This is a genomic window from Solibaculum intestinale (genome assembly GCF_040096205.1).
Taxonomy (GTDB): Bacteria; Bacillota; Clostridia; order Oscillospirales; family Acutalibacteraceae; genus Solibaculum_A; species Solibaculum_A intestinale.
Genome location: NZ_JBBMFD010000001.1, coordinates 165279 through 188653, shown reverse-complemented (window position 1 = coordinate 188653; position 23375 = coordinate 165279). Strand labels below are relative to the sequence as shown.

At 53.8% G+C, this 23375-nt stretch carries 21 protein-coding genes, 2 tRNA genes, 1 CRISPR repeat array and 1 riboswitch; of the genes, 6 read left to right on the top strand and 17 right to left on the bottom strand.

Translation table 11 applies throughout. From position 1 onward, the window contains the following. Window positions 1–60 precede the first annotated feature (60 nt). The 10 genes from WMO26_RS00865 to WMO26_RS00820 form a co-directional block, all read right to left on the bottom strand. Window positions 61–630, bottom strand: coding sequence for a DUF3795 domain-containing protein (locus WMO26_RS00865; RefSeq protein WP_349217647.1), 570 nt, complete (start codon window positions 628–630; stop codon window positions 61–63). 284 nt (window positions 631–914) lie between these two features. Continuing rightward, window positions 915–2063 carry an MGDG synthase family glycosyltransferase gene (locus WMO26_RS00860; protein WP_349217646.1) on the bottom strand — a complete coding sequence of 383 codons (1149 nt, stop codon included), beginning with the start codon at window positions 2061–2063 and terminating at the stop codon, window positions 915–917. Further along, window positions 2051–2665 (bottom strand): glycerol-3-phosphate acyltransferase, encoded by a 615-nt coding sequence (locus WMO26_RS00855; protein WP_349217645.1) that lies wholly within the window; start codon window positions 2663–2665, stop codon window positions 2051–2053. Before WMO26_RS00855 ends, WMO26_RS00860 begins: the two co-directional genes overlap by 13 nt. Window positions 2666–2780: 115 nt before the next feature. Then, window positions 2781–3035, bottom strand: a complete 255-nt coding sequence (locus tag WMO26_RS00850) for a hypothetical protein (RefSeq protein ID WP_349217644.1) — start codon at window positions 3033–3035, stop codon at window positions 2781–2783. Window positions 3036–3177: 142 nt separating this feature from the next. Continuing rightward, window positions 3178–4305 carry a DUF4317 domain-containing protein gene (locus WMO26_RS00845; protein ID WP_349217643.1) on the bottom strand — a complete coding sequence of 376 codons (1128 nt, stop codon included), beginning with the start codon at window positions 4303–4305 and terminating at the stop codon, window positions 3178–3180. A 315-nt stretch (window positions 4306–4620) separates the two neighbouring features. Continuing rightward, window positions 4621–4821 carry a hypothetical protein gene (locus tag WMO26_RS00840; RefSeq protein ID WP_349217642.1) on the bottom strand — a complete coding sequence of 67 codons (201 nt, stop codon included), beginning with the start codon at window positions 4819–4821 and terminating at the stop codon, window positions 4621–4623. A 19-nt stretch (window positions 4822–4840) separates the two neighbouring features. Then, on the bottom strand, window positions 4841–5185 hold the full coding sequence (locus WMO26_RS00835; RefSeq protein ID WP_349217641.1) for an antibiotic biosynthesis monooxygenase family protein: 345 nt from the start codon (window positions 5183–5185) through the stop codon (window positions 4841–4843). 233 nt (window positions 5186–5418) lie between these two features. After that, window positions 5419–6246: a CRISPR direct-repeat array (repeat unit 32 nt; unit sequence ATTTCAATCCACGCTCCCGCACGGGGAGCGAC). Between the two features lie 347 nt (window positions 6247–6593). Then, a tRNA-Ser gene (locus WMO26_RS00830) sits at window positions 6594–6683 on the bottom strand. Between the two features lie 33 nt (window positions 6684–6716). Then, window positions 6717–6805, bottom strand: a tRNA-Ser gene (locus WMO26_RS00825). Window positions 6806–7013: 208 nt separating this feature from the next. Further along, window positions 7014–7895, bottom strand: a complete 882-nt coding sequence (locus WMO26_RS00820; RefSeq protein ID WP_349217640.1) for a M15 family metallopeptidase — start codon at window positions 7893–7895, stop codon at window positions 7014–7016. A gap of 236 nt (window positions 7896–8131) precedes the next feature. Here WMO26_RS00820 and pyk point away from each other — a divergent pair, with 236 nt between their 5' ends. After that, window positions 8132–9886: a pyruvate kinase gene (gene pyk / locus WMO26_RS00815; RefSeq protein ID WP_349217639.1), complete on the top strand. Its 1755-nt coding sequence runs from the start codon at window positions 8132–8134 to the stop codon at window positions 9884–9886. A 119-nt stretch (window positions 9887–10005) separates the two neighbouring features. Here the strand turns inward: pyk and nspC are convergent, their stop codons facing one another. The 7 genes from nspC to queA all read right to left on the bottom strand — a co-directional run bounded on the left by nspC (window position 10006) and on the right by queA (window position 18736). After that, a complete protein-coding gene (gene nspC, locus WMO26_RS00810) occupies window positions 10006–11136 on the bottom strand; it encodes a carboxynorspermidine decarboxylase (protein ID WP_349217638.1) in 1131 nt (376 codons plus the stop codon). Between the two features lies 1 nt (window position 11137). Further along, entirely contained in the window at window positions 11138–12337 is a 1200-nt protein-coding gene (locus WMO26_RS00805; RefSeq protein ID WP_349217637.1) for a saccharopine dehydrogenase family protein, read from the bottom strand. A 431-nt stretch (window positions 12338–12768) separates the two neighbouring features. Continuing rightward, entirely contained in the window at window positions 12769–13623 is an 855-nt protein-coding gene (speB, locus tag WMO26_RS00800) for an agmatinase (RefSeq protein ID WP_349217636.1), read from the bottom strand. Further along, window positions 13610–14464: a polyamine aminopropyltransferase gene (gene speE, locus WMO26_RS00795; protein WP_349217635.1), complete on the bottom strand. Its 855-nt coding sequence runs from the start codon at window positions 14462–14464 to the stop codon at window positions 13610–13612. The genes speB and speE overlap by 14 nt, the downstream gene beginning before the upstream one ends. Window positions 14465–14467: 3 nt before the next feature. Continuing rightward, complete coding sequence (locus tag WMO26_RS00790) at window positions 14468–15922, bottom strand: aminotransferase class I/II-fold pyridoxal phosphate-dependent enzyme (RefSeq protein WP_349217634.1); 1455 nt, start codon at window positions 15920–15922, stop codon at window positions 14468–14470. Between the two features lie 14 nt (window positions 15923–15936). Then, entirely contained in the window at window positions 15937–16698 is a 762-nt protein-coding gene (speD, locus tag WMO26_RS00785; RefSeq protein WP_435431539.1) for an adenosylmethionine decarboxylase, read from the bottom strand. A gap of 1012 nt (window positions 16699–17710) precedes the next feature. Beyond that, window positions 17711–18736 (bottom strand): tRNA preQ1(34) S-adenosylmethionine ribosyltransferase-isomerase QueA, encoded by a 1026-nt coding sequence (gene queA / locus WMO26_RS00780; protein ID WP_349217632.1) that lies wholly within the window; start codon window positions 18734–18736, stop codon window positions 17711–17713. Between the two features lie 191 nt (window positions 18737–18927). Continuing rightward, a riboswitch (Lysine riboswitch) is annotated at window positions 18928–19100 on the top strand. 208 nt (window positions 19101–19308) lie between these two features. On the opposite strand from queA, the gene asd reads away from it, so the two are divergent. The 5 genes from asd to WMO26_RS00755 all read left to right on the top strand — a co-directional run bounded on the left by asd (window position 19309) and on the right by WMO26_RS00755 (window position 23314). Further along, on the top strand, window positions 19309–20394 hold the full coding sequence (asd, locus tag WMO26_RS00775) for an aspartate-semialdehyde dehydrogenase (RefSeq protein ID WP_349217631.1): 1086 nt from the start codon (window positions 19309–19311) through the stop codon (window positions 20392–20394). 18 nt (window positions 20395–20412) lie between these two features. Continuing rightward, entirely contained in the window at window positions 20413–21300 is an 888-nt protein-coding gene (dapA, locus tag WMO26_RS00770) for a 4-hydroxy-tetrahydrodipicolinate synthase (protein WP_349217629.1), read from the top strand. Between the two features lie 35 nt (window positions 21301–21335). Then, a complete protein-coding gene (gene dapB / locus WMO26_RS00765; RefSeq protein ID WP_349217628.1) occupies window positions 21336–22094 on the top strand; it encodes a 4-hydroxy-tetrahydrodipicolinate reductase in 759 nt (252 codons plus the stop codon). Window positions 22095–22106: 12 nt separating this feature from the next. Then, window positions 22107–22568 (top strand): ACT domain-containing protein, encoded by a 462-nt coding sequence (locus WMO26_RS00760; RefSeq protein WP_349217627.1) that lies wholly within the window; start codon window positions 22107–22109, stop codon window positions 22566–22568. Window positions 22569–22654: 86 nt separating this feature from the next. Beyond that, window positions 22655–23314 carry a nucleotidyltransferase family protein gene (locus WMO26_RS00755; protein ID WP_349217626.1) on the top strand — a complete coding sequence of 220 codons (660 nt, stop codon included), beginning with the start codon at window positions 22655–22657 and terminating at the stop codon, window positions 23312–23314. The last annotated feature ends 61 nt before the right edge of the window (window positions 23315–23375 follow it).

Here is a 23375-nt window from a genome sequence, read left to right as displayed (position 1 = left end):
AGTCGGTTTCCGGCTTAATCAAACAAGCTCTCAAGTTTATATAGAAATTTTGCCTTAAGGTTACCGCATTTTATCCGCCCGCTTCTCTTCGGGCGGTTTTTTTCTCAGCTTGAGCACTACCCGGCGCTTCTCGGCTGTCTCCTGTAACAGTGCCGCCGCCTGTGCAGCCTTTTCCTTTAAGGGCAGAGACGCCGTTTCCCGGAGCCGTCTTCTGATATCTCTTAAATCTGCAAGCTCCAAAAGGTTTACCGCCACACCGTAGAAAGTCTTGCGTCGTCCATCGTTATACTGCTCCAAAAGCTCATGCAGGATTTCTGCTTTTTCTTCCTGTTCAGCCTGGTAAGCCTGCCATCCGATGGTCATTGCCTTTTGCATGTCTTTGCGTTGGTTTTGCCTGGTAATAAAGCCATCGTACTCCTGTGCATTTTCATACCGCTTACAGGGATACTCCACACATTGACCGCAGTATTCCACCTTGCCGTGTGCAAGGCTGCATCTTGCAATGGCGCAGGTTTGATTCCCCTCACCCCCGCCGCAGCCGGGGCAGTACCCGCCCAAGTGCATGGAGCATAAGCCGCAGTTGAGACCGCAGAGAGAAAACAGCAGGTCTTTCCGGTCAAACCCCTTCATACAGCACCTTCTTTATCCAATGAGATCGAAATAAGGCAGATACGCCTTGCATCCGCATGGATCATCTCCTTGATTCGCATGCCGCCGCGGATCATTCTTTTTTCGTTCATCCTAAATTCCTCCGGCAACGGTTTCGGATGCTTGGGGCAGCCTGTATCGCTATCCGAATGATACCAAATTATATGCAAGTCGTAAATTGGAAAATAGGCCCTGTCTGCGTTCTCGGAGAATTCGCCTTATTTTTCTCGTCCACACTAGAGAAAGAAGCTGGAAAGCTTCCCTGCCTATACGGTAGCCGGTTCTTCTTCCGCGCTTTCTTTCGCCAGGCTCTCCGCCAGACGGCAAATCTCCTCGGACGCCCTGGGACTGATAAACCGTCCCTGGTTTTCCCGCATCCGCTCTACCGCCTGCGCGTCCTTGAGCCCTTCGATGGCTTTCAGCAACTCTTTTCCAGGCTTAGCCACCGGCACGCTCATCCCCCGTTTCGCAAAAAAGGCAGCGTTTTTCTTCTCGCAGCCGGGAATCGGGGAAATGTGAACCAACGGAATCTCCAGCACGGCCGCTTCCGTAGAGGAAAGGCCGCCCGGCTTGGAAAGAAAGGCGTCGCACGCTTTCATATAATCCGCGATGTAAGGCGTGCTCTGCAAAATCAGCAGCTGCTCGTCCAATTTGTATTTCTTAGTCAGCCGGCGGTAGAGCCGAAGGTTATTGCCGCAGATTACTACCAGTCTGCAGTCGCGGTTTTTTTCCAGATACCGCCGCAGGCACCGGATGGAGGACGCGATCTTCCCCGCCCCGATGCTGCCGCCCGACAGTAGAAAATACCGTTTGTCTTTGGGAAGATTCAGCTTTTTAAGGGCCCGGTCCCGGTCCTTTTCCTGTAAAAACTCATCCCTCACAGGAATGCCAAGCGGCATAATCTTTTCTTCCGGTATCCCTCTGCCGCAAAACTCCTCTTTCAGCTCCGGTGAGGGGATCACATAATAATCGCATGCCGTTTCCTCAGTAAAAGGGATGCAGGCGTAATCGGTAGCCACAAAAATGGTGGCCGGCAGCGTTATACCGCTGTTTTTCATATGGCCGAGAATTTCAGCTGGAAAAATATGCGGCATGATAATCACATCAAAGGAATGCTGCTGCAAATATTCTTCCATGCGGTCAGTCATTTTCCCATTGATCCAATAAACTGGAGAATGGCCCGGGATCCGCCTCACCATGCTTCCTAAAAAATAGACAAATCCAAATAAGCGCGGCGCTTTCTGCACCAGCTTGATATACATATTTCCTACGGTTAGGGCAAGCCCGTCGCTTGCCAATTGATAAGGATCCATAATCGTAACGTGATGGCCCCGGCTTTCCAGCGCCTGCGCTACGGCTTTTCCTGCGGCATTGTGGCCTCCGCCCGTGCTGCAGGACAAAATCAATGCTTCCATACAAACCTCACCCTGCACTTTTCCTTTCTTTCCGAGCTGGTCAGAAGCTTTGCCACAATCAAAGCCGCTATTCCCGCATAGCCGACGACCACCGGCAGTTCTTTGACAAACACCAGCATCAGCAGGGCAGATGCGGTATAGGTCCACAGAGTCTTGTGGTAGTTTGGAGAAACCTTTAAAATCAGGGAGAAAAACAGAAAGGTACAGGCCAAGATCGCCAGGGGCAAGAGCGTCGGAAAGAGCCCTAAGAGGCAGCCGAAGGACACCGCGATTCCCTTTCCGCCGCGAAACCGGTGAAACAAAGGCAGAATATGACCGGCCACCGGCGCGAGAAGCACGAAGGATACTGCGAAACTGCAATCCGATAAGGGAGTTCCGCCCAAGTAGAGAAACACCGGGAAGAAGCCCTTTGCCAAATCGCCGCACAAGGTGAGGGCACCGCACCAAAATCCGCCGTACACAAAGGCATTGGCAGTCCCAGGGTTATGGTCCCTGCTCTCTTCGGTCACATTTTTGTTCCCGAGCAGATAGCCAAAAACATGGGCGAACAAAATGCTGCCCGCCAAATAGCCGAAACCCACATAAAACAGATCGCGCAGCATACCTCTCCCCCTCCTTCCATTCGCCGCCGTACGGGAGCGTTTGCCGCAAGAATAAACAAATAAGCCAAGGCGTCCAGCCTAACCGCATGTTGCGGTTCTCCCTTTTCCCCTTTGCTTAGTTCTCCTCTATTTTATCTTTTTCGTCTTCGTTTGTAAACGATTCTGTAAAGAATCCTCCAAATTTGTTCCTTTTTCCTCGTTTTTGGATAGAAGTTTCCTTATTTTGTCCGGTATTTTCCATTTTATAAACGCGGCTCATCCATTTTAATCTTACAGGGGTGCTGCTTTCTCCCGCCCGTTTCTGGAAAACCGGCGCCTTTGCCTGCATTTTTCCTTTTGCAGGGAGGGTCAAATTTTTGCTTTTCTCCATTTGCCAATCCAATTTTTGTGCAAAGGCACGTTTTTAAAAATACAACCGGGCGGGAACGCCAAACAAAGGCATTCCCGCCCGCTTTTTCCGGTTTTCTGGCGGCAGTGGCGGCATAGGGAAAGCCGCTTTCGGCATTCCCGTGTCAGGAGATATGAATTGCCACGCCGTTTACCACTACTTCGTCCTCTGCCCGGATCAGGATATACTTTTTGTCGTCGATCACCCTGGTCTCCACCAGGTCGCTGCGCTCGGGGCTGACATGAATAGTCACATCCGGCGTGCGGATTTCCAACTTGCTTTCCATCAGGTTACAGGGGCTTAAGTCGGTCTCGGCGCCAAACTGTGCGTCGTAGCGTTCCTCAAACGCCGCCACCTTCTCCTGTGAAACCTCACAGACCTCCAGAACGTTCTTGATCGTGTCTTTGGAAACCACCGGCGGCTCAGGTTCTTTATTTGCCTTATGTTCCTCAAGGGTCTCACGCAGCTGCTCGTGGACCGCCTGCACCACCTCATAATTACAGTCGTCACAGAGAGTTTCCTCCAGAATGGACTGAAAGGTTTCCTTTTGCTCGGCAGCGGGCATGGGAATCTCGCTGTGAAAAACCGCGTCTACAAATTCCTTGTGGTTTTCCGTAAGGTCGCGGGAATAGTACAGGGCATTGTAAATGTTTGCACTCCGGTCATCAAAGGCCGGGAATAAGAATCCCAGCTCCGGCGGGGCGACAATCCAATCCGCCGTGCGGTTATGCAGCAAATTGTCGTTGGCAAAGTAGCTCAAGGCCGGCTGGGTCAATTTAACCGGGCAGATGCTGCACACAAAGTAGGAAAATACCTCCGAGGAAACCTCCTCCTGCCGCTCCCCGTCCTTGGAACGGTAGGGGACGTCGTAGGTGTCGCAGGCCAGGAGGATCAGATAATGCCCGTCCAGGGAAACCGATTCGATTACCTTCTGATAAAAGGCCTGAATAGCCTCCTCATCCGTGAGGGCGGAATTTCGCATGGCCATAAGCCGGTTATGCTCACTGCTCTCCACAACCTGCTGCGTGGTGAAGGCGATGTCGATGAGGTTTTTGCCTAAGGTCCCGGACAAAGTCCGCTTTAAAACCGCAAGAATCTTCTCCGACTCTTCCTGGGGCGTCAATGCTAAGGATTGACTGAACTGGGAGATGATCTCCCGTTCCCCGTTGACATAGCAGCCACGGACATGGGTGATGTTGCTTTTTTCCGGACGAAACCGGCGGCGGATTTCTGCGACTTCTTTTGTATTCATAAGCGTTTCATTCTCTTTCTATGTAAAATACCGGCCGCTCACGGAAAGCGGCAGCGCGCTTGGGCCTTGTACATCGTTACGGCCAATCGCAAGGAATAGGTGAATAATACACTAATTCAGGAGAATAAACGGCCGAAAAAAGGATGCAGTTTGTTAACCTCGCTTTCCGTTCAGCAATGCGCAGGGAGCGAAGCACTCTCGTCGCTTTCGCTCCCTTGATCTTCACCGCGGCCTGTGGAAGGCACATCCACTGAACTTCTCTTGTTTTTGGCAGGGTGAACCTATCCGGTTTTATCGCGCATCTATCTATGAGCTTTACAAGAGCTCCAGCGCTCTCTTGTAAAAAGAGTCAAACTCACATCCACAGCTGCCACATTGTCTGTCGGCTTGTATAATCGCTTTCACCAATTCCGGTTTATTGTCTGCTCCGTTTAAATACTCTTTTGCCGCAAAAGCAATCAAATCCCAGCCGGACTCTGCGAACTTCGTCAAGATGCATTTTAACTCTTCGTTCATGTTATGCATATTCTCCTTGTCAGACGGAATAACCGCTGTTTATTTCAAATGGCATGATGAGTAGCTTCATCACATCTCTGGCATGGCGATCAAAAAACCAACCGTTCGCTTTTCCACAGTTTTCTATGGTGTCAAATTCCAAATAGGAATAATATTTTACGCATTTTACAATTCTGGTGAGCTCTCTGGGCGGCTTGCCGTTTTCCACGCCGTCAAACGTGTAAAAACGTTTCATATACTTCACACCGATACAGCCGGGAAGTGCTTGCTGTTCTGCTTGAATGGCCCTAATAAGCAATTCGAACGCATCCAGCCGATCAGGCTTTACTTGAAACAATATCATTTGCGAAAAAGAGTTGCTCACAGGTCATCCCCTCGTATTCTTTAAGCAACGTGGTCGTTTTGACCGCTTCATTCTATCATGTTTTTCTTGGATTTTCCACTGCATTTTAAAAGCTTTCTTTTCCGGATTAAGAATTTGAAACAGCAGTAAAGCAGACAAAAATCCATACTCTGCACCAACGGAAAGCGATTTCAACCCGCGCTTTCCGTGTGCGAAGTTCTTGCTGTTGTCCTCTATGATCTTGAGCAGCAGCAACTGTAATCCACGCTCCCGCACGGGGAGCGACCCGCAAAACAAACAAGCTGCCGTTTCGTCAGGTTATTTCAATCCACGCTCCCGCACGGGGAGCGACATTTGGATAGTGCATACAAACGTAGGAGTATGGATATTTCAATCCACGCTCCCGCACGGGGAGCGACCATTAAGACACAAGACTTTTTTAGGGTCCCTTGGAATTTCAATCCACGCTCCCGCACGGGGAGCGACGGGCTGCCCTCAAATCGGCATCGCGGCAGCTTGGGATTTCAATCCACGCTCCCGCACGGGGAGCGACGCCGTATGGCATTGACTATCAATCTATGTGGGTATTTCAATCCACGCTCCCGCACGGGGAGCGACGAGGCGGAGCTCACCAAAATCCCCAATGTACTGCATTTCAATCCACGCTCCCGCACGGGGAGCGACACTATGTGAGAGATAAAGTCATGGACTTGTATTTGAATTTCAATCCACGCTCCCGCACGGGGAGCGACAGGAACGGAAACTCAGAAGCAAGCTTGAGCAGCAATTTCAATCCACGCTCCCGCACGGGGAGCGACCTACGTGGTCAACACCGCAAAGGACATGGAGATCATTTCAATCCACGCTCCCGCACGGGGAGCGACCGCAGTGGTGGCAACGATATATCAAACGTGGATAGATTTCAATCCACGCTCCCGCACGGGGAGCGACTATATCAAACGTGGATAGGAAAGCGTACCGAGATATTTCAATCCACGCTCCCGCACGGGGAGCGACTCGCCGTAGTGTTTACCATCCTTTAACTAAAATATTTCAATCCACGCTCCCGCACGGGGAGCGACAGCAAAAGTGAACAAATATATTTTTGCTATTGCTATTATTATATCGCAGATACATAGAAAAGCGCAATCTATTTTAGTCTATCAAATCCGTCATAACAACAATTTTTGAGAAATGGAACAAAAATGCTGTTTTCAGAGTGCGAACCTCCCAGCTCAACGCTGTCAGCTTGCTGTTCGCACCATCTGATTTGGAAGTAAACTTTGCTATAAACGCAGAAAACAAAGTCCGAACGTATTATTCGCCCGTACTTTGTCCGTCTGACTGTTACGAAATAGATATCGCCTTAAACGCCAGTGAAGAACAAAAAAAGCTGAACCTGGAACGCGATATGCGTCCAGGTTCAGCTTGGCGGAGAAGGAGGGATTTGAACCCTCGCGCCAGTCACCCGACCTACTCCCTTAGCAGGGGAGCCCCTTCACCACTTGGGTACTTCTCCGTGTGGATCTTCAACTTCGCTATAGAAAAATGTTGGCGGAGAGGAAGGGATTCGAACCCTTGGCTCTGTGAAGAGTCACTGGTTTTCAAGACCAGCTCCTTAAACCGCTCGGACACCTCTCCAATCAGGCGACGCACATTATAATAGCATAAACTGGGTGTGCTTGTCAATTGTTTTTCTGAAAAAAAGCCATGTTGCATCCGTCCGCTTTCCATCGGCGCAGTCTTGTTCTCAAACGGTTGTATTTTCCGCAACCCTGCACTCTACGGCAAAAGAACACGGACCGCCGCCGATCTAAAACCAGCTGCGATCCGCGCCATTTTCTGAAGCTTAAAGCTCAGACACATATTCTTCCAAGCAGATGCCGCGGGACATAATTTCCTTTGCATGTTCCACCCCGACAAAACGGTAGTGCCACGGTTCGTACATAACCTTGGTAATGTCCTCTTTATCCGCGGGGAACCGCAGGATAAAACCATACTCGGCACAATGCTTGATGAGCCATTTGTATTCAGCAGTCTTTTCGAAACCGTCCTCAATGGTGTTGAAGTCAACGGCAAGGCCAAGCTGATGGTCGCTGGTTCCGGGACGCGCGGTGCCCTCGGCGACAATATTCTCCGCCACCGCGCGGGAGTATCCCTGGGCCATTCTTTCCTTTACACGCCGTTCAAACAGGTTCGTTTGGTAGTCGAGCGTGCGAAAAGAGGAAATAATAAATAAATTCAGGCCGGCTGCCGCCGCGTCATCCATCATCGCATTTAAATTATCAATGGCGCGCGCGTCAAAATAATGCTTGCGTCCATCCGTAGGCTGGTCGATTTGTACCACATCCGGAATCTCGCTTTCCACCAGCGGATTTTCGATATTCGGGACCCGCAGCCGCCAGTCGCTTCCCTTATAGCCAATGCCGGTGCCCGCTCCCGTTGCAACCACTTCATCGGAACTGGAAGCTTTGGATGAGCTAGCCTGCGAGGAAGAAGCCTTAGAAGAAGAGGGTGCACTGCTCTGCGGCGCCTGGGAGGATGGAAGAGAGGAAGATTCCAAAAGCGAAGAAGGGCTCGACGATACCGGCAGGGTGCTCGATGTACCCGAAGAAGCCGCACCGTCACCGCCGCAAGCGGTCAAAGCGCCGCCCATGGCACCTACCATCAACAGGGCAACCGTACGTTTTAAGAGGCTCTTTTTGAAAAAGGATGAATTGGCCTGGTTCACATAATTCCTCCATTCGAAAGGATTTTTTATTGGTATCTATAGTATTCCTTTTTTCCGGCCTGCGCAAGCCTTCTGATAAATAAAGTGGAAATTCACTCATTTTCCCTCTGTTGGGAAAAGAAAATCTGGGTAATAATGCAATTGCACTTTAGAAAGGGAATTGGTATGATTATAGATGTGAAAGTAGTCATTCTTTTTGTAAAACGCCGCCGACCGCGGCTTTTGGAGGTCAAAATATGCGTAAAACGAAAATTATCTGTACCGTTGGTCCTGCCACTGACGACCGCAATGTTATGCAGGAGCTGATGCTTTCCGGAATGGACGTGGCGCGTTTCAATTTTTCCCATGGCGACCACCCTTCTCATAAGGCAAGGGCGGATATGATCAAAGAGCTGCGGGAAAATCTGGGGCTTCCCATCGCCCTGCTTTGTGATACCAAAGGCCCGGAAATCCGCACCGGCAAGTTTGACCCGCCCAAGGTTACCCTCAAGGCCGGTCAGACCTATACCCTGCTCACTGAAGAATGCGTTGGCAACGAAGAGAGATGTTCCATTTCCTATAAAGAGCTGCCCAAGGACGTGGGACGCGGCTCGCGCATCCTGATCGACGACGGCTTGGTGGAAATGCGGGTTATGGACACTTCTGACACGGAGATTACCTGCCGGGTGGTCAACGGCGGCGTGGTATCCTCCAACAAAGGCATTAACGTCCCCGGCGTACACCTGAACATGCCCTATATGAGCGAGAAGGACTTAAGCGATCTTGCCTTTGCGGTCGAGAATGAGTTTGACTTTGTGGCCGCGTCCTTTGTCCGCTCGGCGGACGACGTGATCGAAATCCGTCATGAGCTCGACCGGCTTGGCAGTCACGACATCCGCTTGATTGCAAAAATCGAAAACTCCGACGGTGTAGACAACATCGACGAAATCATCCATGTCTCCGACGGTATCATGGTGGCCAGAGGCGACTTGGGTGTGGAAATCCCCCTTGAAGAAATCCCCGTTATTCAAAAGATGCTCATTAAAAAGGCATATTATGCAGGCAAGCAGGTCATTACCGCTACGCAGATGCTCGATTCCATGATGAAAAACCCCCGCCCCACTCGTGCGGAGTCCACCGACGTGGCAAACGCCATCTATGACGGCACCAGCGCCATCATGCTCTCCGGTGAAACTGCAGCGGGCCTTTATCCGGTGGAAGCGGTGCGCACCATGGCGAACATCGCTACCCGCGCGGAAATGGATATCGACTACGTCAAACGCTTCAATTCCCGCAGCACCGAGTATGCGCCCAACGTGACCAACGCCATTTCCCACGCTTCCTGCACCACCGCCCATGACCTGGGCGCCAAAGCGATCATCACCGTGTCCAAATCCGGGCGCACGGTTCGGATGCTTTCCAAATACCGTCCCAACTGTCCGATCATCGGCTGCACCACCGAACCCATCGTCTGGCGGCAGATGAATCTGTCTTGGGGCGTTTATCCGCTGATGGTGGAAGAAAAGAATAACACCGACGAGTTGTTCGACCATGTGGTGGATACGGCGGTGGAAAAGGGCCTGTTGGATAACGGCGACCTGGTGGTCATCACGGCGGGCGTGCCGCTTGGCGTGTCGGGCACCACCAACCTGCTCAAGGTACACCTGGTGGGCAATGTCCTGGTCACCGGCACCGGTGTTTCCAGAAATGTCACCTGCGGCAATCTCTGTGTCTGCCAGGACGAAGCAGAGGTCAAGGAGAAGTTTCGCAAGGACGACATCCTGGTAGTCCCACAGACCACCAACGATCTGCTCGATTACATCCGGGATGCGAAAGGAATCATCACCGAGCAAAGCGGCCTCAATTCCCACGCGGCTATTGTGGGGCTGGCGCTGGACAAGCCGGTGATTGTGGGTGCTTTAAACGCCACGAAAATCTTAAAGAGCGGCACTACCGTCACCGTGGACGCCTCCCGCGGCATTGTGTACAGCGGAAACGCCAAGCAGAAATAAGGCGCGTTTCTTTCCATATCAGATAAGAATCGGTTTCATTTACAAACAAAGCCCTCCGTCTGAAAGGACGGAGGGCTTTATGCTGTTTTTATTTATTTCGTTTCGCTTTAAACCCGCTCTTAAGACAGGCGCATCTTGAAATCCTCGTATCCAAAGCGGCGCACCGTCCGGATTTGCCCGGTTTCCTCCCGCCAAAGGATAGAAGGCAGGTTCATTCCGTTGAAGGTATTGTTCTTGACCATGGAATAGATCGCCATGTCACAGAACACCAGCCGGTTCCCGGGCTGCAAGGGACAGTCGAAGCTATAGGTGCCGATGATGTCCCCCGCCAGACAGGTGGGGCCGCCCAAGCGGCAGGTATACGCCTTCTCCCCTGGCTTTCCCGCACCGATGATTTCAGGCCGGTAGGGCATCTCCAGAACATCAGGCATATGACAGGCGGCGGAAGTGTCCAGAATGGCGATGGGCCCGTCGTTTTCCACAAGGTCTAGCACCGTGGACACCAAAAAGCCCGCCCCTAGAGCCACCGCTTCCCCCGGCTCCAGGTACACCTGCACAGGATACCGATTCTGCACCCGGTCAATCAGGCGCACAAGCAGCTCAATGTCGTAATCCGGCCGGGTAATGTGGTGCCCGCCGCCGAAATTGAGCCATTTCATCCTGGGCAGGAACACGCCGAACTTTTTTTCCACCGCGTCCAGCGTTTGTTCGAGAGCGTCGGCGTTCTGCTCGCACAGGGTATGAAAATGCAGACCGCTCACCCCGTCGAGTTGGTCCTCCAAAAACTGTTCTCTAAGGATCCCCAGCCTCGATCCCTTCGAACAGGGATCGTAAATAGCATGGTCCTGCGTGGAGCAGGCGGGGTTGATGCGCAGGCCAATTTCACGGCCTGCGGCCAGCGCCCTTTCGCCGAACCGGGCCTTCTGGGCGAAGGAATTGAATACGATATGGTCGCATAGTCTTACAATTTCGTCAAACTCTTCTTCCCGGTAGGCGGGGGAAAAAATATGGGTTTCCTTTCCCATCTCCTCGCGGCCAAGGCGCGCCTCAAAGAGGCCGCTGGCCGTGGTCCCGTCCAGATATTCCCCGATGAGCTCATACGCATAAAACATCGAGAACGCTTTCTGCGCCAGAAGGATTTTGCAGCCGGTGCGGTCACAAACCGCTTTTAAGACCGCGAGATTTTTACGCAGCAAGCCTTCGTCCACCACGTAAGAAGGGGTTTCGACCGTTTCAAACCAGCGCTCCATCTCAATCCACCAGCTGCGGATCAAAGCTTTCCTGCCAAGGCAGGCCCCACTGGTTGAGCGCGTCCATAAACGGATCGGGGTCGAACTCCTCCACATTATAGACGCCGGGCTTCCGCCACTTGCCGGTCATCACCAGCATGGCGCCGATCATGGCGGGGACACCGGTGGTGTAGGACACCGCCTGGGATCCCACCTCCTTGTAGCACTCCTGGTGGTCGCAGACGTTATAGACATAGTAGCGCACGGGCTTACCGTCCTTGACGCCCTGGAAGATGCAGCCGATGTTGGTCTTGCCCTTGGTGCGCGGACCCAGAGAAGCGGGGTCAGGCAGGACCGCTTTCAAAAACTGCAGCGGCACGATCTGCTTGCCCTCAAATTCAATGGGTTCAATGGAGGTCATGCCCACATCTTCGAGGCACTTTAAATGGGTCAGGTAGCTTTCCCCAAAGGTCATGAAGAAGCGGATGCGCTTGACGCCCTTGATGTTCAGGGCAAGCGATTCCAATTCCTCATGGTGGAGCAGATACATGTCCTTCGGGCCCACCTCCGGGAAATCATACACCCGCTTGATTTCCATGGGTTTGGTTTCGATAAAGCGGCCGTCTTCCCAGTAGCTGCCGTTGGCGCTGACCTCGCGGATGTTGATCTCGGGGTTAAAGTTGGTGGCGAAAGGATAACCGTGATCGCCGGCGTTGCAGTCGAGAATGTCGATGTAATGAATCTCGTCAAAGTAGTGCTTCATGGCGTAGGCGGAAAAGACGCCGGTGACGCCCGGGTCAAATCCGCTGCCTAAAAGCGCGGTGATACCCGCCTTCTCAAACTTCTCCCGGTAGGCCCACTGCCACTTATACTCGAACTTGGCCGTGTCTTCCGGCTCATAATTCGCCGTGTCCACATAATGGGTCTTGGTGGCCAGGCAGGCGTCCATAATGGTTAGGTCCTGATAAGGCAGGGCGAGGTTGAGAACCACGTCCGGCTTCTCCTTCTCGATGAGAGCGATCAGGGCATCCACGTCGTCCGCATCCACCTGGGCGGTGGTAATTTTGGTCCTGCCGCCCGCAAGCTTCTCCTTGAGCGCGTCACACTTAGATTTGGTTCGGCTGGCAATGCAGATTTCCTCGAACACCTCGCTGTTTTGACAGCATTTATGAATGGCTACGCTGGCCACGCCGCCGCAGCCGATGATCAACGCTTTTCCCATATCCCATTCCTCCATATTCATTCAGGTGAACGGGGCAAGCCCCGCCCGTTTGTTCTATTAGGAAGCCCCCATCGCCGTTTATCAAAAGCAGGGGCCGCCACTTACCGCAGCATGATGACGCTCGCATTTCAACCCGCGCGCTTCGCAGCAAGCGTGACGAAACCGACCAACCAGGCGCCAAAAGCCAAGGCATTTTTCAATCCTCGCGCTGCTTTTTGAGCGCGACCGGCCGCGCAGTGCGATGTCCGGATTCATTCCGGCGTTTCCACCCGCGCGCTCTGCCGTAAGCGCGACAGAAAAGACAAGCCGGGAGCCAATTCCCAAGGCATGTTTCAACCCGCGCGCTTTTAAAAAGCGCGGCCAAGAATCCCCATGCACCGAATACAGCCCATACAAACGGCTATATCCTTTTCTCTCGTCAAACCCGTCCCTTACAGCCTCAGCGACAAAAGCAGCTCTCTGAGCACCTTGCAGGCCACCGCCGTGGAAACGCCGCTTTGGTCGTAGTGAGGTGAAAGCTCATTTATATCGCAGGCAACCACCCGGCCTTTACAGACCTGACGGATGGCGCGGAGAAGGTCAAGAAAACCGACACCGCCGGCTTCCGGCGTACCGGTGCCGGGAAAAATAGAAGGGTCCAGCACGTCCAAATCAAGTGTAAAGTAGATTGGCTTGTCAGACAAATTCTCCATCGTCTGGGCCAGGCCTTCGAAATCAAAGGGGTGCAAGGCGGTGTGCCCCTCTTTTGCCCACTGGAATTCGCTGCGGTCCCCCGAGCGGATGCCGAACTGGTAGATGCGACCATCCCCCAAAAGCTCCCATGCCCGGCGAATGACCGCCGCGTGGGAAAGCTTTGCTCCCAGATAATCGTCCCGTAGGTCGGTGTGCGCGTCAAAGTGAATCACATGCAGGTCCGGATATTTGGCGAAAGCGGCCCGCACAGCGCCCAACGTCACTAAGTGCTCCCCGCCGATCATCACCGGGAGCTTCCCATCCTCCAAAATGGTGGAGGCTCTGGCCTCAATGTCCAACAGGACCTGCTCGGTGTCCCCAAAGCACAGCTCCAGGTCCCCGCTGTCGAACACCTTCCTGTCGGTCAGGTCCCGGTCAAGATAAGGGCTGTAGGTTTCCAAACCGTAAGATTCCGCCCGCATCACCCGGCTTGCAAAGCGGGCGCCGGGGCGGTAGGAGGTGGTGGAATCAAAGGGCGCACCGAAGAGGACGGCCTCCGCCTCCTCGTACCCGCAGTCGCACCCGAGAAAGGTTTCCACATTAGGGTTCAACATCGCGCAGCATCTCCTCTACATAGGTTGGCAGGGCGAAGGCCCCGCTGTGCAGCCGGGTGTTGTAATACTGGGTTTTGATCCCCAAAAGATTCCACGCGGCGTCGCGCAGGTCGTGCACCGGGTGGTAGCGCTTGGAGGAAAACCCGAACAGCCAGTGCCCCGACGGGTAAGTGGGGATATGGGCCTGGTACACCTTGCTGATGGGGAAGCTCTCCACAATCCGCTTGTGGGCCCGCTGCATGGCGGCCGCGTCCTCGTCGTAGAAGGGGCTCTCGTGCTGGTTGACCATAATGCCGTCTTCCTTGAGGGCCTTAAAGCAGTTGCCGTAGAATTCCTTGGTAAACAAGCCTTCTCCGGGGCCGAAGGGATCGGTGGAATCCACGATAATCAGGTCATAGGCGTTCTCCCGCTGGCGGATGAACTTGAGCCCGTCCTGGTAATAGATGTGCACCCGCTCATCTCCCAGGCGGCAGGCAGTCTGGGGCAGGTACTTCTTGCATACCTCCACCACCAGCTCGTCGATTTCCACCAGGTCGATGCGTTCGACGGAGGAATACCGGGTCAGTTCACGCAGAACGCCCCCATCCCCCGCGCCGATGACCAGCACCGACTTTGCCGCCGGGTGCACCGCCATGGGCACATGGACCATCATTTCGTGGTAGATAAACTCATCCTTTTCCGTGAGCATCATATATCCGTCCAGGGTCAGAAACCGGCCGAACTCCTTGGATTCAAACACGTCGATGCGCTGAAACTCGCTTTGCCCGGTAAACAACTGCCGGTCCACCCGGATAGAAAACTTCACATTGGGAGTATGCCGTTCGGTAAACCATAATTCCATCTGCTATTCCCCTTCCAAAACATTAAGATAATGGATATCCGGGTCCTCTGTGCCCGTGAGGGAACAGCCCTTCTCTTTCGCATAGGCGATGTATGCAAGAATCTCCCGGGTGACCCGTTCTCCCGGCGCCAGAATCGGGATGCCGGGCGGGTAGCACATGACGAACTCCGTGCAGATCTTCCCTTCGCTTTGCCCGATAGGAACCGACCGCTTTTCGGAATAAAAGGCCTTCTGAGGCGGGATAACTACCTGGGGAGTGATGTATTCATGCTGAAGCATGCCGGTCTTGTCCCGTTTGTACCGCCGACGTATCTCCGCAAAGGCGGACACCAGCCGCTCCAGATCCCGCTCCCGGTCCCCCACCGACACGTAGGCGAGCACATTGCCGAGATCGCCGAACTCCGTCTGAATGTCGTACTCGTCCCTCAGAATGTCATACACCTCAATTCCCGCAAGGCCGATTCCAAGGGTATTGACCGAAAGCTTTGTCACATCGAAATCATAGATGCTGTCCCCGTTGATGAGCTCCTTGGAATAGGCGTAATAGTCCCCGATGGCGTTGATCTCGTCCCGGGCGTACTGGGCCAGGTCCACCACCTTCTGGAAAATCTCCGCCCCGTGCAAAGCCAGGTTCTTTCGAGATAGGTCCAGGCTCGACAAAAGCAGGTAAGAGCCGCTGGTGGTCTGAGTCAGGTTGATGATCTGGCGCAGGTACCCTTCGTTGACCGACGGGCCCGCCAACAAAAAGGAACTCTGGGTCAAGGACCCGCCCGACTTATGCATGCTCACACTGCTCATGTCCGCCCCCACCGACATGGCCGAGGGTGGCAGGTTTTTTCCGAAATAGAAATGGGTGCCGTGGGCTTCGTCCACCAGTACCAGCATCCCGTGGCGGTGGGCCAAATCGGTGATGGCCTTCAGATTGGAGCAGATGCCGTAATAGGTTGGGTTATTGACCAAAATCGCCTTGGCGTCCGGATTCTCCCGGATGGCCTTTTCCACCTCCCCCAGCGGCATTCCCAATGCGATGCCAAGCCGCTGGTCGGTGGCGGGGTTTACATACACCGGCAGCGCCCCGCACAGAATCAGAGCGTTGATGACGCTGCGGTGGACGTTGCGGGGCAGAATGATCTTGTCCCCTTTTTTGCAGGCGGCGAGCACCATGCTCTGTACCGCCGAGGTGGTGCCGCCCACCATGAAAAAGGCGTGGGCCGCGCCAAACGCGTCCGCCGCCAGCTCCTCGGCTTCCTTGATGACGGAAACCGGGTGGCAAAGGTTATCCAGCGGCTTCATGGAATTGACGTCCACCTGCATGCAGGCCTCGCCCAAAAAGGCGGTCAGCTCCGGATTGCCTTTGCCGCGCTTATGGCCGGGCACGTCGAACGGGACCACGCGCATTCGTTTAAAACGCTCGAGCGCCTCATAAATCGGCGCCCGCTCCTGCTTGTACTGCTGCAAAGAACGCCCTCCCTTCAAAAGATGTTGCGGCCGCTGAAAATCTCGATCATTTCCCGCCGCAGGCTCTCGGAAATCATCAGCCGGGTCTTGGGCGGAAGCTCATAGACGTCGGTGTTGAACAGGTAGTTTTGCAGCTCAATCTCCTTGATGAGCATTTTGGTGTGGAAAATGTTGCTCTCGTAGACGTTGACATCCACCGCATCGTACTTGAGCAGGGTTTCCGAATCAATATAGTCCTGAATGGAGGTGATCTTGTGGTCGAGAAACAGCTTCTTTCCCTTGACGTCCCTGGTAAAACCCCGCACCCGGTAATCCATGGTGATGATGTCGCTGTCGAAGCTGGAAATCAGGTAATTGAGGGTGGAAAGCGGGGTGATCTCCCCACAGGTGGCCACGTCGATATCCACCCGGAAGGTGGCAAGAAAGGTATCGGGATGGTACTCGGGATAGGTATGCACCGTCACATGGCTTTTGTCCAGATGGGCCACCACCGTATCCCCCCCGATTGGCTTCATGGACCCTTCCGCAATCAGGAAGGTAACGCTGGCGCCCTGAGGGTCATAGTCCTGCTTGGAAATGTTGAGCACCGTAGCGCCGATCATCTTGGTTAAGTGCTCCATGATCTTGGTCAGGCGCTCGGAATTGTATTGTTCGTCAATATAGGCGATATAATCCTTCTGCTCGCGCTGGGATTTGGCATAACACACGTCGTAAATATTAAAGCTTAAGGATTTGGTGAGATTGTTGAACCCGTAAAGCGTCAGTTTGTTTTCCATGGCTGGCTCCACCTTTCCGATGCGCCCTGTTTTAGGGCATAAAAAAGCAAGTGATAACAAGATCGGAGATCTCGCACCACTTGCGAAACAATTTTCTCATGGATACGGTTTTAAAAAACGGTACAGCCAGACACTGCCGCCCTATTTTTCAAACGGAACATGTAGAATCAGAGTCTATATAGCAAGAATTTGCTTTTACTGCTCTTATTGATTGTTTCACAAGTGTGATGTGCAAGGTCTGCACACGGTTTTAAGTAACCAACTTATAAAATTGAGCGTTACGCTTAATCAATAAGGCAACGAAAGTTGCCAATCGGCATTTGACCCGGCTGTCCGCATGGCCTTAATCCTAGTATGCACCAGGATGGTCAAAAAATCTTTGCTGGAATGGCTCTGTTTTCTCTACATTCCCATTCGTGGTCTTTATTATAGCGGATTGTCTCAAAAATTGCAAGGGTTCTTGTCTCTTTTTCTTTGAATTTGCAGGATTGATTTGTATCAGAATGAAAAGGCCCCATTCTCTGTTCCATTTCACCCGCTATTATGGAAAACCGTGCGAAGTGCAACCGAACCGAAATGCCCTGTCTTCTTCGCACCTTGTATAAATGGGAAAATGGTGGTAAACTTCAAGTATTGGATTCAAAACGCCAGCCGGATGGGTGTAGGATGCTGAAAAGGGAAGGCACATCTGCTTTTTGTGCAGATGTGCAGTCGCGCTTCGCAGGAAGCGTGCGGATAGAAATGACGAGTTCGCTAACATCGGCACCATCCCGCAGAGTCACGCTTCGCAGGAAGCGTGCGGGTCGAAACTTGGGGAAGACGACAGATCCAGCGCCGGCATAGTTGTCGTGCTTCATAGAAAGCGCGTGGGTTTAACTCTACTCCTCATTCTTTGTTTCCCAATATATAAACCCCAAAAAGTTTTTGCCTTGCCATCCTCATCGCATCTCAGCAAAAAAAGCGGCGCGGGAACTGATTTTCCGCGTCGCTTTTCTTTTTCAAGCAATCGTTATCACATCACGAGCATGGCATCGCCGAAGCTGTAAAACCGGTACTGTTCTTCCACCGCCACCTGGTAGGCGTGCATAGTGTGCTCATATCCGGCAAAGGCGGATACCAGCATAATCAGGGTGCTCTCCGGAAGATGGAAATTGGTGAGCAGCCCGTCGAGCACCTGAAACGAATATCCCGGGTAAATAAAGATATCCGTCCAGCCCTCCGAGGCCTTTATGCCTCCTTCCTTCTGGGCCACGCTTTCCAACGTCCGGCAGGAGGTCGTACCTACACTGATGACCCGGCCGCCCCGTTGCTTCGTGCGGTTGATAAGCGCAGCCGTTTCTTCGCTGAGGGAGTAATGCTCCGCGTGCATCTTGTGGTCGGTGATTTCGTTTTCCTTGACCGGGCGGAAGGTGCCGAGCCCTACGTGCAAGGTCACAAACCCGACGCTCACCCCTTTTTGCCGGATGCGTTCAAGCAGTTCTTCGGTAAAATGAAGCCCCGCCGTAGGCGCTGCGGCCGAACCCGGATCCTTGGCGTAAACGGTCTGGTAGCGGTCCTTGTCTTCCAGGCGCTCGGTAATGTAATGCGGCAGCGGCATTTCACCGATTTCCTCGATACAGGAAAAAAAGGAGCCTTCAAAAAAGAACTTTACCAGCCGATTTCCCCCGTCGAGCACTTCGAGAACCTCCGCTTTAAGCTTTCCCCCGCCGAAGGTGAAGACGTGCCCGGGTCTCGCTTTCTTTCCCGGGCCGCACAAGGTCTCCCAGGTATCCGCAGTTCTTTGGCTGAGGAGCAGGAACTCCACAATGGAGCCGGTATCCTCCCTTTTTCCGTAAAGCCGCGCGGGAAGCACCTTTGAATCGTTTAAAATCAGGCAGTCTCCGGGGTTTAACAGGTCGATAATGTCATAAAAATGCCGGTGCTCTATTTTGCCGGTTTCTCTGGAAAGCACCAGAAGGCGGGAATGGTCCCGCTGCTCCAGGGGATGCTGGGCAATGCGTTCTTCAGGAAGGTCATAATAAAAATCGCTTTTTTTCATCGTTTTCGTTTCGTTCCTTTCGGCGCAGACATTCGGGCGGGTTTGACGTGAAAAATCCCGGCCTTTTCCCCGCCCCTTGGCAAAGGGACGAAAAAAGCCGAGAAAATACAGGAAATACAGGAGATTCACGCAAAATTTATTTGACACGTTTCCCCTGTAATGCTAATATAATAGAGCAATTGAATCTGTTTTTGCTGAATAGAGGAGCGCAATTCATCAGTACCGCGTCCGAGGCCGCAAGCCGGGGACGGCGCGGGAAAGGGGAACGCGCCGAAGGGTCCGGGCCTTGCAAACCCTTCCCTGGTCGTATGACGAACAGTCCTGCGATTGTCATCGTGCTTCATGATGGAGAGCTATTCGCGCGCGGGGCTTTACGAAGAAGGCCGACGCGTCAATACTCCTTATTATATTGCATGGATGACCGGTTGACAACCGGTTTTTTTGTTACCTGTAGCAAAAAAGCCGGCGGCCGTCTCCAACTTTGGCAAAAGCACCCCGCCACGACCAGCGGCATGGCGGCGATTCTTTTTCTCAATTTCATTCTTTCCTCGCTGGAGAAATGGAGCTTTACCATGAATGTAAAACACTTTCACGTGGGTATCATCGGCGCGACGGGTATGGTGGGCCAGCGGTTTGCAACACTGCTGGAAAACCATCCGTGGTTTACCGTCAAGGTATTGGCGGCAAGTCCCCGCTCTGCGGGCAAGACCTACCGGGAAGCGGTGGGCAAGCGCTGGGCGATGAAAACCCCGATGCCGGCGGCTATGGCGGACATGATCATCAAGGACGCCACCGCGGATATTCAGGAAATTGCCTCGCAGGTGGACTTTGTGTTCTGCGCGGTGGATATGAAAAAGGACGAAATCCGTGCGCTGGAGGAAGCCTATGCCAAGGCGGAATGCCCGGTCATTTCCAATAACTCGGCAAACCGCTCCACCCCCGACGTTCCCATGATCGTGCCGGAGATCAACCCCGGGCACGCGGCGGTCATCGAGGCCCAGAGAAAGCGTCTTGGCACGAAGCGTGGCTTTATCGCGGTCAAGTCCAACTGCTCGCTGCAAAGCTACGTTCCCGCCATCCATCCTCTGATGGACCTGGGTGTCACCAAGGTGCTCGCCTGTACCTACCAGGCCATTTCCGGCGCTGGCAAGACCTTTGAAACCTGGCCGGAAATGCTCGATAACGTGATTCCCTACATCGGCGGCGAGGAAGAGAAGTCCGAGCAGGAGCCCATGAAGATCTGGGGCACTCTCGAAAACGGCAAGATCGTCAACGCGTCCACCCCGTCCATCACCTCCCAGTGCCTGCGCGTTCCCGTGTCCGACGGGCATACGGCGGCGGTGTTCGCTTCCTTTGAAAAGAAAATCCCCCTTGACGAGATCATCGCCCGGTGGGAAAGCTACAAGGGCCGTCCCCAGGAGTTAGAGCTTCCCAGCGCCCCCAAGCAGTTTTTGCACTACTTTAAAGAGAACGACCGGCCCCAGTCCCGTCTCGACCGGGAGCTGGAGCACGGCATGGCCGTGTCCGTCGGCCGTCTGCGTCCCGACACCCAGTATGACATCAAGTTCGTCTGCCTGTCCCACAATACCCTGCGCGGCGCGGCGGGCGGCGCCGTCCTAATGGCGGAGCTTCTCTGCGCCGAGGGGTATCTCGACTGATTTTAGGAGGCTTTTGCTATGAAGAAGACTGTTTTTACCGGATCGGGCGTCGCCATCGTTACCCCCATGCAGGAAGACGGCTCGGTCCATTATGAGAAGCTGGGCGAACTGCTGGACTGGCAGATCAGCGAAGGCACTGACGCCATCATCATCGCCGGGACCACTGGCGAATCCCCGGTTCTCAACCATGAGGAGCATTGCAAGGTGGTGGATTATACCGTCAAGAAGGTAAACCACCGAGTCCCGGTCATCGCCGGGACCGGCAGCAACCACACCGATTATGCCTTAGAGCTTTCCAAGGAAGCGGAGGTGTCGGGTGCGGACGCTCTTTTGATGGTCACTCCTTATTACAACAAGACCTCCCAGCGGGGCCTGATTGAACATTACACCTATGTGGCCGATCGGGTGAACACTCCGATCATCCTGTATAACGTTCCCTCCCGCACGGGGGTGAACATCCTTCCGGAAACCTACCAGGCGCTTTCCAAGCACCCGAACATTGTGGCCGCCAAAGAGGCAAACGGCAACATTGCTTCCGTGGCCCACACCATGGCCTTGTGCGGGGACGACCTGGACATTTATTCCGGCAATGACGATCAGATCGTGCCGCTGATGAGCTTGGGCGGAAAGGGCGTCATCTCGGTGCTCTCCAACGTCCTACCCAAGGAAACCCACGAAATGGCTGCTGCCTGCTTAAAGGGCGATTTCAAGACCGCCGCCCAAATGCAGCTTCGCTATTTTGACCTGGTAAGCGCCCTGTTTATGGACGTAAGCCCCATCCCGGTCAAGGACGCCATGAACCAGATGGGTCTTGCCGTCGGCTCCTGCCGCCTGCCTTTGGTTCCTTTAAGCGAGGCTGCCCACGAGAAGCTGGCAAGCGTACTGCGCCAGTATCAGCTCATCTAACCGCCACAGTGCAACAGATAGGACGTGAACCTAGATTGAAACGGATTCTACTTAACGGCTGCAATGGAAAAATGGGCCGGGTCATCACCGAGTGCGTGGCCCAGCGGGAGGATTGCAGGATCGCGGCGGGGGTGGACGTGAACACCGCCACCCTAGCGGACTTTCCTGTGTTCGCCTCCCCGTCCGACTATCCGGGCGAAGTAAACGTCATCATTGACTTCTCCCACCCCTCCGCCCTGACCCCTTTGCTGACCTACGCCGTCGAACACGGTACACCGGCGGTCATCGCCACCACCGGCCTTTCTCCCGAGCAGGTGGAGGAGGTCAAAAGAGCGAGCGGGCACATCCCGGTCTTTTATTCGGGCAATATGTCCTTGGGGATCAACCTGCTTTTGGAGCTCGCCAAAAAAGCCACCGCAGTGCTGGGGGACGGCTTTGATGTGGAGATCATCGAAAAGCACCACAACCAAAAGATCGACGCGCCCAGCGGCACGGCGCTGATGCTTGCCGACGCGGTGGGTGAAACCATGCCCCAGGAGCCCCGGTACGTGTACGACCGGCATTCCCAGCGCAAAAAGCGGGAAAAGGCGGAAATCGGCATTCACTCGGTCCGCGGCGGCACCATTGTGGGCGAGCATGAGGTGATTTTCGCCGGCCGCGACGAGATCGTCACCCTGTCTCATACCGCCCTTTCGAAAGAAATCTTCGCCACCGGCTCGGTCAATGCGGCGCTGTTCCTCTCCGAGCAGCAGCCCGGGCTTTACAACATGGGAGACTTAGTGGCTTCCAAGTAAGGAGCGATTGCGATGAAGATCATTCAGAACATCTCGGTTACCGAAGACGTGACTATGGTTACTTTGGAGACCAATCCCACCGATTTCGCGTTCACCGCCTCCATTTTCGAGCGCATCGCAGCGGAAAAGATCAATGTGGATATGATTGCCCAGGCGGCGCCCCTTGGAGGGAAATCCGCGTTGTCCTTTACCGTGTCCGACGAGGATTTGGGCCGGCTTCTAAAGCTCATTTCCCAGTTTCGCACCCAGACGCCCGACATTAAGCCCGTGGTCAGCAGTTCGAACGTAAAGATTTCCGTTTACGGCGAGGCCATGCGCATCGAATCGGGCGTGGCGGCGAAGGTGTTCCAGGCGGCGGCCAGCGTCGGGGCGGACATCCGCCTGATTACCACTTCGGAAGCGGACATTTCCCTTCTCATCACCAAGGCGGACTATCAGCAGATCGTGGACGCCATCGAGAAGATTTTCGAATAAGGCGAGGGACGAATAAGCCGCAAACAGCAGAAATCTGCCGTTTGCGGCTTTTCTGTTTCCCTAGAAACAGCAAGGAGGAAAGAACAATGGTGGCAAAAGCCTTCCTCGAGGACGATCGGTTGACGTTATGCGTGGAAGCCGTCGAAGATGAAGGACTTCAAAATACGATCCGGGAAGCCTGCTTTCAGGAAGAAGACGGCCGGTTTGTCAAGCGGTTTGCCGGCCAGTATCCGGAATGTGGCCAGATTCTGCGCAATTTTCCCCGGCTGGCTGAAAACATGTTCACAAACCAAGGGGAATCCTGGGCTTTGGCGCTGACCCATTTTGCCCGGGTCTGCCAAAGCCACGGGATCGAATGGTATCTCACCGGGAGCGGCTGTGAGGCGGTGCGGGGGATGCCCCTTCTTCCCCATGACCTAGATATCTTTGTGCGCTCCGATCAATTTTACCAGACGCGCGATCTTTTTATGGATGAGGTCGTAGAGCCTTTTCAGGATCTGGGTGACAGCTGGGCCACCCGTTATTTCGGCCGCCTGTGTCTTGACGGGGAACAAATCGACCTGGTGGCGGACGAAAGAAACGACAAGGACCGCCATCCCTATGTGAAAGAAAGCTGGAACGGGTACGAGCTGTTTTGCGAGCCGGTTAAGCTGCGGCTGGAGGTAGAAAAAAGACGAAACCGGCAGGATCGTATTGCTATGATCGAGGCTTACCTGAGCCGGCAAAGCGGAGGACCGCTTCGCTAAAAAGCAGGGGCCAGACGTAAATGTCTGACCCCTGCTTTTGATTGGTTAGAAAAGCCACCGG